This window comes from Pilosibacter rotomagensis (assembly GCF_045062245.2).
Classification (GTDB): Bacteria; Bacillota; Clostridia; order Lachnospirales; family Lachnospiraceae; genus Pilosibacter.
In genome coordinates, this window is sequence record NZ_CM170323.1 from 3,205,341 (window position 1) to 3,217,359 (window position 12,019).

10 protein-coding genes are annotated in these 12,019 nt (G+C 51.6%); 2 read left to right on the forward strand and 8 right to left on the reverse strand.

What is annotated here, in order from left to right:
* Positions 1–102: 102 nt before the first annotated feature.
* Positions 103–1,908, reverse strand: a complete 1,806-nt coding sequence (locus ACI3EW_RS14375; RefSeq protein WP_485663160.1) for a M20/M25/M40 family metallo-hydrolase — start codon at positions 1,906–1,908, stop codon at positions 103–105.
* 397 nt (positions 1,909–2,305) lie between these two features.
* The gene (locus ACI3EW_RS14380) at positions 2,306–3,667 is read right to left on the reverse strand and encodes an alanine/glycine:cation symporter family protein (protein WP_405579531.1); all 1,362 of its coding nucleotides are present in this window, start codon (positions 3,665–3,667) and stop codon (positions 2,306–2,308) included.
* A gap of 204 nt (positions 3,668–3,871) precedes the next feature.
* Between ACI3EW_RS14380 and ACI3EW_RS14385 the strand changes: the two genes are divergently transcribed.
* Together ACI3EW_RS14385 and ACI3EW_RS14390 are read left to right on the forward strand one after the other, a co-directional pair.
* Positions 3,872–4,861 (forward strand): zinc dependent phospholipase C family protein, encoded by a 990-nt coding sequence (locus tag ACI3EW_RS14385; protein WP_252197391.1) that lies wholly within the window; start codon positions 3,872–3,874, stop codon positions 4,859–4,861.
* Positions 4,862–5,143: 282 nt separating this feature from the next.
* Positions 5,144–5,848: a gamma-glutamyl-gamma-aminobutyrate hydrolase family protein gene (locus ACI3EW_RS14390; RefSeq protein WP_118531021.1), complete on the forward strand. Its 705-nt coding sequence runs from the start codon at positions 5,144–5,146 to the stop codon at positions 5,846–5,848.
* A gap of 277 nt (positions 5,849–6,125) precedes the next feature.
* On the opposite strand, the gene ACI3EW_RS14395 is transcribed toward ACI3EW_RS14390, so the two are convergent.
* From ACI3EW_RS14395 to rfbF, 6 genes are all read right to left on the reverse strand, one after another.
* Positions 6,126–6,764, reverse strand: a complete 639-nt coding sequence (locus ACI3EW_RS14395; protein ID WP_118297217.1) for a hypothetical protein — start codon at positions 6,762–6,764, stop codon at positions 6,126–6,128.
* 208 nt (positions 6,765–6,972) lie between these two features.
* Complete coding sequence (locus ACI3EW_RS14400; RefSeq protein WP_405579527.1) at positions 6,973–7,950, reverse strand: glycosyltransferase family 2 protein; 978 nt, start codon at positions 7,948–7,950, stop codon at positions 6,973–6,975.
* Positions 7,943–8,791, reverse strand: a complete 849-nt coding sequence (locus tag ACI3EW_RS14405; protein WP_329751277.1) for a LicD family protein — start codon at positions 8,789–8,791, stop codon at positions 7,943–7,945. The genes ACI3EW_RS14400 and ACI3EW_RS14405 overlap by 8 nt, the downstream gene beginning before the upstream one ends.
* Positions 8,788–10,128 carry a lipopolysaccharide biosynthesis protein RfbH gene (gene rfbH / locus ACI3EW_RS14410; protein WP_118297220.1) on the reverse strand — a complete coding sequence of 447 codons (1,341 nt, stop codon included), beginning with the start codon at positions 10,126–10,128 and terminating at the stop codon, positions 8,788–8,790. Before rfbH ends, ACI3EW_RS14405 begins: the two co-directional genes overlap by 4 nt.
* Before the next feature lie 25 nt (positions 10,129–10,153).
* A complete protein-coding gene (gene rfbG, locus ACI3EW_RS14415) occupies positions 10,154–11,212 on the reverse strand; it encodes a CDP-glucose 4,6-dehydratase (protein ID WP_118322004.1) in 1,059 nt (352 codons plus the stop codon).
* Between the two features lie 32 nt (positions 11,213–11,244).
* Complete coding sequence (rfbF, locus tag ACI3EW_RS14420; protein WP_118297222.1) at positions 11,245–12,018, reverse strand: glucose-1-phosphate cytidylyltransferase; 774 nt, start codon at positions 12,016–12,018, stop codon at positions 11,245–11,247.
* Position 12,019 lies beyond the last annotated feature (1 nt).

Sequence of the window (12,019 nt, forward strand, 5' to 3'; positions counted from 1 at the left end):
TCTCTTACAGTTTTTAGACAAATCCTTTATTTTTCCTGGTCTTTCTCCACCGGTCTTCTGTCACGAGTCTGCAGTCAGGAGGTTTCTGATCTGCAGATCCGTTCACACTGCTGTCTCAGTAAGCTCCAGCAAAATCTCCGGCAGCTCCACAAGAAGACTCTTTCGGTTCACGCGCTCTGTCCGTCTGTGGATGTCCTTTCCCCATGGGCCAAGGAGGACCGCCGGGATATTCAACTTCCCGATCTCCTTGAAATCGACCCGGTAACCGTCTCCCCACAGTGGAGTCTCCGACGCATAACCGGAAAAATCCATTTCCCCGCAGACACCACAATAGCTCAGATCGGAAATTCCCGTAAAATAGTGGACTTTCTTCACCGGGCAGCCGGCATTTTCCGATACCTTTTTGATCTTCCGGAACAGAAAACTCCCGACGCCCTCTTTTCCCGCCATCTGGTCGCTGTGGTAGGCAGGATAAAGTGGCGGCGCAAACCCAAGTACCATCAAAGGTGTCGTGATCCCCGACCAGTCCAGAACTTCGGTCATCAGCTCGATCGTCGCCTGCGGATAATTTGTTTCTCCGTTTTGGATCTTCTGCTCCATCTGGGTTTTCTGTTCCCGGAAAAATCTTTCAAATCCATCAGAATCCTTTTCCCGGCAGCGTTCCGCAAGTTCCGCAAAAGAGAGCACTTCAAAATCCTGCTTTTTTTCCTGTCCGCCTGCTGTCCTTTCAATATCTTCTGGAACATTTTCTGTTCTAAGGATTCGCCTTCCGCACAGCTTCTCTTCCAGTTTTTTCCGCTCTTCTTCCATCTTATCGATATACCCGGAAAATGCTTCATACCCGCACTCCCGAAGCTTTTCGATGATCTCCTCCGGCCCCGACCTAAAGCTCAGAACGTTCAGATATCCGGCGGCCCTGGCCGGGACTGACACATCATACTCCCGCTTCCTGTCACGGAAATTCAGCCATGTGGGCGGCATGCAGACCTCCCCGTCGAACGTCTCGGCAAACTCCGCTGAGAGCTCCGTCTTCTCAAACATCCGCCCCAAAACGCCGACCGCATTGATCCCATCAAAACATCTGCTCACATGGGCCGTCCTGCCCTGTACAAGGACCACCGGCATACATTTCCCGACCGATCCGAGAAATACCTCCTGACCTTCCTCATCCCGGCTCATCGGCTCAAGATCGATCAGAAGATCATAGGAAAGTCCTTCCCGCTCCCTGAGATCCATGAGAAATCCTGCCGCACCTCTCATACCGGCCGAATAAGATTCCTCATCCGGCACAGCCAGAAACAGGATATTTCCATTCAATCTGTCCGTCCCGTCAAGAACCTGCTCTCCGATCTCGTCAAGAACTGCAAGACCTGCCGCCAGTCCGCCCTTCATATCCGCCGCACCGCGCCCGAAGATCCACTCCCCTGACACAACATCCTTCCAGAAACCCTCCTCCGGATCATGCGCTGAACCCGCACGCAGCGTTGCAGCACTGCTGCCCTCTCTCCCGTGCATTTCGCCCGCATCTTCACAACTCCGGACCTCAGCCATCCTGCGGCTCATCCGCTCACTGTACTCCCTTTCAAACGCCACCTTCAGCTCCTCCATCGAAAACGCCAGCGGTTTCAACGGACCATAGTCCTCCACACCGACCACATCATAATGACCGGTAAAAATGACCGTCCGCCCGGAACTCTTATTCCCCCGCACCAGTCCATACACCAGCGGACGCTTTTTCGCATCCCCCGGGATCATGATCTCTCCAAAATTCTCCGGATAAACCTGAAAATACGACTGCGCTTTTAAGATCTCCCCGGTCCTTTCCGCCGCCATCTTCTCATCATCCGTATCAGAAATTCCTGGAACTGCCACAAGCGCCTTTAAATATTCATAAACCTTTTCTTCCATTCGGTCCGTTCTCCTTTATATGAACATATGATGTCTTGTTTTTCTTACGAAATATGCTTTCATTATACTAAAACTTTCCGGGATTTTTCAAGATTTGCCGACACACGAAAAAAAGCACCCCGCCGAGTGCTTTTCTTCTACAAAATGATTATTTGAAAAAGGGAGGAGAGCTGATAATCACTTATCAGCTCGAGTATTATGAAAAAAATCTTATAAGCAGCATCTGTATCAGATGTCTTTCTGTTTATGGTTATATGATATCCATAAAACATGAAGAAATCGTGTGAATTGTGTAAAAGAAATTTGAAAACTTTTTGAACAAGATATGAACACCTGAAATCCCTTATTTTCACCCAAAGCATCTCCTCCCGCTGTGCCCCACGGCCGACCACGGTATTTATTCCGCCGTCTCACGCTTTCCCGTATCCCGCTCCTTCTCTCCCGGCGCATCGATCTCCCCAACAAGCAAAACCAGCGCCGCCAGATTTGGCACCGCCATGAGCCCGTTAAAGATATCTGTCACCTGCCACACCGTCTCCATCGCCCCAAGGCACCCCAGAAACGCCGCCAGAAGATATCCCGCCGTATAAATTGCCGGAATCCTGCCCGATATCTTCCCTCCAAGATACTCCGCCGCCTGCCGCCCCATATAATACCAGGCGATGATCGTGGAAAATGCAAACAGGACCACACAGACTGCCACCAGATACCCGCCCGGACTTCCAAGCGCCGTAAAGAAGCAGAGACTCGTGAGCGACGCCCCGTTTTCCGCGCCAGACTCCGAAGCCGCCCCTCTGCCCGCCACACAGAGGATCACGAGCGCCGTCAGTGTGCAGCTCACGATCGTATCAAAAAACACCTCAAAGATCGCCCACTGCCCCTGGATCTCCTCCGCCGCCGTCTCCGCACTTCCGTTTAAGACCGCAAGACTTCCGAGTCCGGCTTCATTTGAGAACACGCCCCGCGCGATCCCATAGCTGACACATTGCGAGATCCCGTACCCCGCGATCCCACCCACTGCACTGCGGAACGAAAAAGCATCCGCCATGATCGCCAAAAAGACTCCCGGAATACGTCCTGCATACAAAACGATCACCGCCAGCGCTGCCGCCGTGTAGATCCCGGCAGACAATGGGACAAGCCGCTCCGCCGCGAGAAAGATCCGCTTTCCGCCGCCCGCCAGCACACTCCCGGCAAGAGTCACAACGATCACGCCCACCGCCGCCTCCGGGATCCCGTACACATAGGATACGGTCTCCGCGATCGCGTTGGCCTGCACCATGCTGCCCATCCCGAATGCCGCCGGAATGCAGAACGATCCGTACAGAACTGCCGCCCATAAACATCCCAGCCGTTTTTCCAGATACATCATCGGCCCCGCGCTCCAGCCGCCGTCCCGACCCTTTTCCCGGTACCGGATCCCCAGGACTGTCTCCCCGTAGGCTGTCGCCATTCCAAGGAACGCGGAGACCCACATCCAGAACACGGCGCCAGGCCCGCCCGCGATCACAGCCGCCGCGACTCCGGTGATATTCCCGGTCCCGATCGTGGCCGCCAGCGCCGTACACGCCGACCGGAATGATCCCCTGTGCTCACTCCTGTCATGCAAAAGATTCCCGATCGTCGCATTCCACCAGTCCGGGATCTTCCTGATCTGAAAGAACCGGATCCGCACACTGTATACAAAGCCCACCATCAAAAACAGGACCGGCGTCCACGGTCCCCAGACGATCCCATGAATTTTCCCGATCATGTTCATCTCAAAGCTCCGTCCCCGACGATATGACGTTTCCCTGCTCCCATTCCCATCACATGCCATTCTCAGTTTCTCTCTACGTTTTATTCCCATTTTCACACAGGTATGATATAATAACTGTAGTGTCTGCCGTTGGCAGCATTTATACACAGGCAACGAGCCAAAGTCCGCGCTGGCGTGAGACCTTGGCATTTTCTTTCAAAGGAGATGATCCCTGTGCCGGGATTTACGACCCACTATCTGTTCGGTGTGAAAGCCTACAATGACCTCCCGAACAATTATTTAAAACATGTGATATCCAAATACCGCTGGCTGTACCAGCTTGGACTCCAGGGACCGGATATCTTTTTCTATAATGTCCCGATCCTCCGTCACAGAGACTACCGCAATGTCGGCTCCCATATGCACGAGTATCAGGTGAACGACTTTTTTAAGAACAGTCTTCTTGAACTCTCTGAGATCCGCTCAAGACAGCAGAAAGAGGAGGCAGCGGCGTTTCTCGCCGGGTTCATGTGCCACTATATCGCCGATTCGATCTGTCACCCGTTCGTCTACGGAAGGATCCAGTTCCGGACCGATAAGAAAAAGTCCGAATGTCATGGACTCCATGCCGCGCTCGAGAATGATATCGACGCGATCCTGTTGTGGAAGTTCAAACACAAAAAGCCGTCTGAATTCAATCAGGCCGCTTCTCTCTGTCTGAACACGCAGGAAAGCCAGTTTGTCTCAAGATACCTGAGCAGGTGCATCAACCGCACCTACTACCAGATCACAGAAAAGAACAATTTTCAGGTGACGGAGGGAATGGTTGCCCGGTCCATCTTTGCGATCCGCTTCGGAAGCCGGATCCTGTCCGATCCCGCGGGTCACAAGACGCATCTGATCGGATCCGTGGAATCCATCTTTTTAAAGCATCCGATCGCATCCAAAAAGCTGGTGACCGATAAGCTCTCCGCAAAAGTCCATGAGATCCTGAACCTGGATCATGAAGTCTGGACGAATCCATGGGATCACTCCATCGCCTCCACGGCGTCTTTCCCGGATCTGTACCAGCAGACCTTAAAGAAATGCAATGCGGTCTACTACTACCTGAATGCATTCCTGATCGCGAATGTCCCCGCCGGACCGCCGGATATATCTGCGCTCCTCGCGGAGCTCGGAAACTATTCGTACCACAGCGGACTCGACGTCGGATAATCCGAAATACCCACGGCGGCTCTGAGCGGACGTGATGATATGAATTTTTATGATACATGCGGATGATCTCTGTCCAAACCGGCAGAATTATCATATACTCATGATACCGGGACCAGACTTCTTTGACCCGGATATCATATTTCTCGCGACTGTCAGAACTTTTTACAACTGCGGGAGAGCAAATTTCCGACCTGTCTGTATATGAAACAGCCGGATATTCCCGGAAATCTTCATTGCAGGGGGGCAGGCAGGCGGGCAATACGAAAAAAGGAGAGTTAGATTATGAAACCATTGATCTTACTGACCGGTGGAACCGGTGCAGCAGCCAACGGAACACCGACATGGGCATTAAACCAGAACTATGCGGAGAATATCCGCCGCGCAGGCGGTATCCCGATCCTCGCTGTCAACAATGACTGCGCTGAGGAGTATGCGGATCTTGCTGACGGTCTTCTCTTAAGCGGCGGCAAGGACGTTGAGCCAAAGCTCTATGGCCAGGAGAAAATGTTTGACTTCGTTATCACAGATCCGCAGCGCGATGACCTCGAATACAAGATCATCAAAGCGTTCGTGGACCGCAAAAAACCAATCTGGGGCATCTGCCGTGGAATCCAGATCTTAAACGTATACTTCGGCGGCACACTCACCCAGGATATCCCGACTCAGCTCGGCGGCGACCACTCCAAGGGAGTCTGCCATCCGGTGCGCATCAAGAGTGATTCCATTCTCGGAAACCTCTACGGAGAGTCCATGGAAGTAAACAGCTACCACCATCAGGCACTCGACAAACTCGGCGACGGCTTCCAGGCGATCGCATGGGGCGAATCCAACGGTCACACCTTCACAGAAGCGATCCAGCATGAATCTCTTCCGATCTGGTCCGTACAGTGGCATCCGGAGCGCATGACCGGTCCGGTCACGAACCCGAAGGAGTGCGTGGACTCTCTTCCGATGTTCGAGTATTTTGTAAAGCAGTGTGCAAAATAAATGTACAAACACACCAAAAGTGCCGTATCTGTTCCCATGATGAGAACTGCGGCGCTTTGTCATTTTTTCATGTCTTAAACAAGCGAAAACACGCTTCGCGAATTTCCCCTTGTTATCGCGACAGTCGCCAAAGTCTCGCGCAAGCGCGGACCTTGGCTCGTTGTTCGTGTAAATAAAAAATGGCAGAATGTTTTCCCCGACTTTGTGAGAAAACATTCCGCCGTCTTCTGATCCTAAATTGATTACCTTTTCGTAATTATTTCAATTATTTGGTCAATTATTTTGCAGCCTTTGTCTCGTCAAGCTTCTTCGGTGAATCATCGGCAACGTCCTCCGGACCTGCTGCTGCGGACTCACTACTCTTGAGGTCGATCTTCTCGCCGGCTTTGTAGCTCTTATCTACGAGTGTCTTTCCTCCCTCAGTAACGACTTTCACGTCAAGGGAGAACTGGTTCCAGAGTGTTCCGAAGGAATCAGCGCTGGAGTTCTCGAGATCCATGCTCTGTGCTGCGATGATGTCGTTGAACTGTTTTACCATAGTTACGGCGTAATCCATCGCGTCATCGTTTGTTGTATCGTTCTTAACTGTCCATGTGAGACCGATATTTAAAGCGGACTCATCATAAGTGAACTCCATCTTTACAGACTGCGGGAATGCAGTTGTATCGTTGAACAGTCCGTCGCACTCGCTCTGTGCCTGCTCCCAGTCGTACATTGTTGTCTCGACTGTCTCGTCCTCTACAAGGAAATTCTGGTCTCTCGGCAGTGTCTCGTCGTCGTCATCTGCCTCTGTCTTTGCCGGATCGATCTCTTCACTTCCGGACACCGGTGCATCTGTTGAAATGCTGCTCTTTGTACATCCGCCAAGGGCAAGAACTACTAAAGACAGCACAGCCATTCTCTTTAATAATTTCATAATAAAATTCCTCCTCTGAATTCAACGGGGTCTCTCATCCTGCTGTACAGAATCCCCCGGGAAATCGGCATACTCACGTATTATATACGATTCCTTTTTATTTTTGAAGTCCTTTTCTCAAATTTACACAAATTATTCATGATTTTGTAATGTTTTTCCAGTGTTTCCGGGGCTTTTTCGCCTGTCAGGCCGAGAAAATCTCCTTTTTTCACTGAAGGTCCTGTCCAATCGTATCCTGTTTTCGTTTTTTCCCGAAATTAGCAGTATCTCTCACGATATAGACCGGTCGGTCCTTGATCTCAGCAAACAGGATCGCGATATACTCACCGATGATCCCGACGATCACAAACAGCACGGAAAACATGAACGAGATCAGGACAACGATCGTCGCATAACCGTTCGGCGCCCCGTACAGTTCCCAGGTATAGACCGTATAGATCACCATGATCAGGCCGAAAAGCGCCGTAATCACACCGGAATAGATCCCGAGTTTTAACGGCAGGTCCGAAAAGCAGAGGATCGTGTTGATGGAAAATTTAAACAGACTTTTGATGCTGTACTTGCTCTCCCCCGCAAACCGCGGTCTCGCCTCGTACTCGATCGTCGTCTTCTCGAATCCGATGCTCTGCACATAGCCGCGCAGGAAGCGGACCTTCTCCCGGTAGTTGTTCCGGAGGACCTCCGCCGCATTTTTGCTCACTGCGAAAAAGTCTGAGGCATTGGCCTCAAACTTCACGTCTGAGAGGTGGTTGATCAGCTTGTAGAACGCTGCGGATGTAAAGTTCTTTACAAAACCCGCCGTCTTATTTTTCGTGCGCACCATGCTGATCACTTCGTATCCCTCATCAAACTTTTCCACAATCTCCGGCAGGCATTCCGGCGGATGCTGCAGGTCCGCGTCCATGCAGACGATACCGTCACCGCCCGCATAGTCCAGTCCCGCGATCATCGCTGCCTCATGCCCGAAGTTCCTGGAAAAGTTGACGATCTTCACTTTTTCGTCCGACGCCGCGAACTCCCGGAGGATCGAAAGGGACTGATCCCTGCTGCCGTCGTTCACGAACAGGAACTCGTAGTCCCAGTCCGTCGGCAGCGTTTTTAAGATCTTCCCCGTCTCCGCGTAAAATTCACGAAGCGCCAGCTCCTCGTTGTATACCGATACAACGACCGAAAGCAGTTTAGTCATAAATCTTGATCTCCATATCGGAATGTTCCGGAATCTGTTTTTCCTTCGGCGGAAGTTTCATGTAATCGCCGTAGAGCTGTGTCAGAAGTTCGTCCCAGCCGGACGGCACATAGAACTTCGTGTCCTCAAACGGCATCTCGACAACCTCGTCGTCCCACTCGCGCTTCATTTCCACATAGAACCAGTTTGGCGCATAGCCCGTGTAGAAATACAGCGGGCGCTCTTTTCTGCTGTCAAAGCAGCACAGAGCATTCCAGAGCTTCCAGATCACCGGGAATGGGATCAGCTTTCCGATATTGGCAAGGACCGCCACAAAGAGCTTCATAACGCCCTTATAGTCGCTGTAATCGATCTCATAGCGGTGTCCCAGGGCGAATCCGTAGAGAACGCAGTGGGAGAGCTTTGTGAGCTTCTTTGCGAGCTTTCCTGCCGGGAGTCCGTCCACGATGAACAAATCCACATTCAGGCGGCTGATCTTGTCGTCATAAAACTCCATCTTTCCGGAGTCCTCGAATTTCTGGCTCTTGTTGTACGTCACTCGGGAGATAAAGTCGTAGAATGCCTTTCCTCCATGGTATTCATTCGGCTCCACGAAGGACATGTCCTCCGGCAGTTCCCGTCTTACGACCTTCGCGAACATCTCATAGTTCTTTCTCGTGAACATGACATCCACATCGTCATCCCACGGGATAAATCCGCCGTGGCGGACTGCGCCAAGGAGTGTACCGGAGTCCAGGGCATATTTGATCTTATACTTTCTGCAGATCCGGTCGATCTCCTTTAAAAGTTTTAAATTGACCTCATGGACTTTCGTCAGGTCAAAGGATTTTTCTTCACTCACTGTAACAGCCCCTCTTTGATCACTTTCGCCATATAGTCGATCTTTTCGTCTGTCATTCCCGGATAAACGCCTACCCAGAAGGTATCGCTCATGATCCGGTCGGTATTTTCGAGTGTGCCGACAACTCGGTAGCCCTTTTTCTCCGCTCTCATTTCATCGAAGCACGGATGTTTGATCAGGTTTCCGGCGAACAGCATTCTCGTTTGGATGCCTTTGCTCTCGATGTACTGGACGAGTTTATTCCGGTCTGTTCCCTTCTTGCATGTGATCAGGAAACCAAACCAGCTCGGTCTGGAGTTCTCGGCCGGAACCGGGAGGATCAGGCGGTCTTCCGTCTCCGCAAGAGCGGCTCTCAGACGGTCAAAGTTGTGTCTTCTGCGCTCCACGAAGGTCGGGAATTTCTCGATCTGCGCGCAGCCGATCGCTGCCTGAAGGTCTGTCGCTTTCAGGTTATAGCCGAAATGGGAGTATACATATTTGTGGTCATAGCCCAGTGGAAGTTCTCCGTACTGTCTGTCGAAACGATGTCCGCACATATTGTCATGTCCGGACGGGCAGACGCAGTCGCGGCCCCAGTCGCGGAAAGAGCGGATGATCTTATTTAACAGCGGGTTGTCCGTATAGACAGCTCCGCCCTCGCCCATCGTCATGTGGTGCGGCGGGTAGAAGCTGGAAGTTCCGATATCGCCGACTGTTCCGGTGAATTTCTCCTCGCCGTTGATCGTATATCTGGATCCCAGTGCATCACAGTTGTCCTCGATGAGCCATAAGTTGTGCTTCTCGCAGAACGCTTTGACTGCCGCAAGGTCGAACGGATTTCCGAGTGTATGGGCAATCATGACTGCCTTTGTCTTCTCGGAAAGTGCTTCCTCGAGCTTTGTAACATCGATGTTGTACTGCGGGATCGTCACGTCAACGAAGACCGGAACAGCGCCGTACTGGATCGCCGGGGTAACGGTCGTCGGGAAACCTGCCGCAACAGTGATGATCTCGTCTCCGCGCTTTACGCGGCGGTCGCCGAGCAGCGGGGAGGTCAGGGTCATGAATGCTACCAGGTTTGCGGAAGAGCCAGAGTTTACAAGGGCACAGTAGCGCACATGGAGGTACTCCGCAAGCTTCTTCTCGAACTCATCCGTGTAGCGTCCGGATGTGAGCCAGAACTCCAGGGAACTGTCCACAAGGTTTACCATCTCTTTGCTGTCGTACACGCGGGACGCATACGGGATGCGGTCTCCCTCATGGAACTCCTTTTTCTGGTTATGGAATTTATCGGCATATTCAGCTACGAGGTCAAGAATCTCTTTTCTTGCCTCTGCTTCTGTCTTATTCTCAAACATAATTTTTCCTTTCCTGTCTATTCCTCTACTGAAACATCTCTGCGATCTGTCTGTCCATCACAGCGACAACATCGCCGTTCTTCTCATACTCCTGGCACCACTCCACCGTGAGTCCGATCGCTTCCTTCACGCCGTAACGCGGGTGCCAGCCGAATGTAGTCTTTAACTTCGAACAGTCGAGCTTTAAGAAGTTCGCCTCATGGGGACCTCCGTCGCTCTTATTCTCCCAGGAAAGTCCGTTTCCCCAGGCATTGCAGAACATGTCCACAAGCTCACCGGTCGTCACACAGTCCTTGTCATCCGGTCCCACGTTGTAGTAACCGGCATATTTCCCGTCCTCATACTGTGCCTTTGCGACCATCAGATATGCCGCTAACGGCTCTAAAACATGCTGATACGGGCGGGTGGAATGCGGATTGCGGACGATGATCGGCTTCTTCGCCATCGCTGCGCGGACACAGTCCGGAACGATCCGGTCATTCGCAAAGTCTCCTCCGCCGATCACGTTTCCGGCACGGCAGGTCGAGATCGCACAGTGTCCGTCCGCAAAGAAGGACTTTTTATAGCTGTGTGTCACAAGCTCGGAGCACGATTTGCTGTTGGAATACGGATCATAGCCGTCCAGGCGGTCCACCTCGCGGTAGCCGTACTCCCACTCCCTGTTCTCATACACCTTATCCGTCGTCACGTTCAGGAATGACTTTACACACGGGTTCAGGCGGACGCACTCTAAAATATTGACAGTGCCCATGACATTCGTCTCATAGGTGTAGACCGGATCCTTGTAGGAATCCCTTACGATCGGCTGTGCAGCCAGATGCAGGACGATCTCCGGCTTTGTCTCCTCAAATACCTGTTTTAAATGGACGAGGTCCCGGATGTCCCCGATGACGGAATTCATCTTTCCATCAAGACCGGCCATGTCAAATAACGCCGGATCTGTCGGCGGATTTAAAGAATATCCTGTGACGTTTGCTCCAGCATTTACCAGGATCCTGGAAAGCCATGTTCCCTTAAAACCGGTGTGTCCCGTCACCAGGACATTTTTTCCTTTATAAAAGTCAAAAACTTCTTTTAAGTTCATCTCATCTTCTCCAATTACGGATCTTTATTTCCTTATTCCCAGATCTTCCAGGGCGCGTTTCCGGACTGCCACATCGCCTCTAACTGCTGTTTCTCACGCTGGGTATCCATGCACTTCCAGAATCCCTCATGGCGGTATGCCATAAGCTCGCCGTCCTTTGCAAGATTTCTTAACGGTTCCTGCTCGAATACGGTGGAATCGCCCTCGATGTAGTCGAATACGCCCGGGTTCATGACCATGTATCCGCCGTTGATCAGACTTCCGTCGTCATCATTCTTCTCGCGGAAGGAATTGATCTTTCCGTTCTCCTCGAGGTCAAGGACGCCGAAACGCTGTCCGATATTGACGGCTGTGATCGTTGCGATCTTTCCGTGGCTTCTGTGGAACTCTTCGAGCGCTTTCAGGTCGATATTCGCAAGGCCGTCACCGTAGGTCAGCATGAACGGCTCATTTCCGACATAGTCTCTGATGCGCTTTACACGTCCGCCGGTCATGGTATTTAATCCTGTATCGATCAGGGTCACCTTCCAGGGCTCGGAGTAATTGTTGTGGACCTTCATGCTGTTGTTTGCGAGATCGAAGGTCACGTCGGATGTGTGAAGGAAATAGTCTGCAAAGAATTCCTTTACCACATACTGCTTATATCCCAGGCAGATGATAAACTCATTGTATCCGAACTGGGAGTAATATTTCATGATATGCCAGAGGATCGGCTTCTCACCGATCTCGATCATTGGCTTTGGTTTTAAATGGCTCTCCTCGCTGATCCTTGTTCCGAATCCTCCTGCCAGGATAACTACTTTCATA